Source organism: Sporosarcina sp. USHLN248 (genome assembly GCF_037144575.1).
In the GTDB taxonomy this organism is placed as follows: Bacteria; Bacillota; Bacilli; order Bacillales_A; family Planococcaceae; genus Sporosarcina; species Sporosarcina contaminans.
Window position 1 is genome coordinate 1 of the sequence record NZ_JBBCZC010000099.1, and the last position, 844, is coordinate 844.

The 844-nt window shown below is 48.2% G+C and carries 5 tRNA genes and 1 rRNA gene; all 6 read left to right on the plus strand.

Going from position 1 to position 844, the window contains the following annotated elements:
- Window positions 1–217 precede the first annotated feature (217 nt).
- Window positions 218–333: ribosomal RNA gene (gene rrf, locus WFH04_RS18055) — 5S ribosomal RNA — on the plus strand.
- Window positions 334–357: 24 nt separating this feature from the next.
- Window positions 358–433, plus strand: a tRNA-Val gene (locus WFH04_RS18060).
- A gap of 24 nt (window positions 434–457) precedes the next feature.
- Window positions 458–533, plus strand: a tRNA-Thr gene (locus tag WFH04_RS18065).
- 7 nt (window positions 534–540) lie between these two features.
- Window positions 541–616 (plus strand) — tRNA-Lys (locus WFH04_RS18070).
- A gap of 27 nt (window positions 617–643) precedes the next feature.
- A tRNA-Leu gene (locus tag WFH04_RS18075) sits at window positions 644–725 on the plus strand.
- An 8-nt stretch (window positions 726–733) separates the two neighbouring features.
- Window positions 734–808, plus strand: a tRNA-Gly gene (locus tag WFH04_RS18080).
- Window positions 809–844: the final 36 nt, after the last annotated feature.

Genomic DNA, 844 nt, shown 5'->3' on the forward strand with positions numbered 1-844 from the left:
CGAGGACTTAACCTATAAGAAAAGCGGAGACGACCGTTTGACCGCTGAGGCTGGACAAAGTTTTATTGTTCGGTTGATTGATGTACAATGTCTGTTTTATCCGGTTTTGAACGAATAAATTTGTTCAGTTAACACGAAACTTTTTTCAAAAAAGTACTTGTGTTTTCTTGGGAAGTTGTTATAATGAGTAATGTCTTTTGAAACAAGATATTGTTGGTCTGGCGGCGATAGCGTAGAGGTCACACCCGTTCCCATCCCGAACACGGAAGTTAAGCTCTTCAGCGCCGATGGTAGTGGGGGGCTTCCCCCTGTGAGAGTAGGACGTTGCCAGGCTATCAACTTTCCATATTACATAACGGAGGATTAGCTCAGCTGGGAGAGCACCTGCCTTACAAGCAGGGGGTCGGCGGTTCGAACCCGTCATCCTCCACCATATATTGTTGATTGTGATTTATGTGCCGGTGTAGCTCAATTGGTAGAGCAACTGACTTGTAATCAGTAGGTTGAGGGTTCAAGTCCTTTCGCCGGCACCACTTTTTTGAGCCATTAGCTCAGTCGGTAGAGCATCTGACTTTTAATCAGAGGGTCACAGGTTCGAATCCTGTATGGCTCACCATTTCTTGATGAAAATCTTGGATTTTTTGCGGGTGTGGTGGAACTGGCAGACACGCTAGACTTAGGATCTAGTGCCGTAAGGCGTGGGGGTTCGACTCCCTTCACCCGCATTTTTCACGCGGAAGTAGTTCAGTGGTAGAATACGACCTTGCCAAGGTCGGGGTCGCGGGTTCGAATCCCGTCTTCCGCTCCATACAATTGCCGGGGTGGCGGAACTGGCAGACGCACA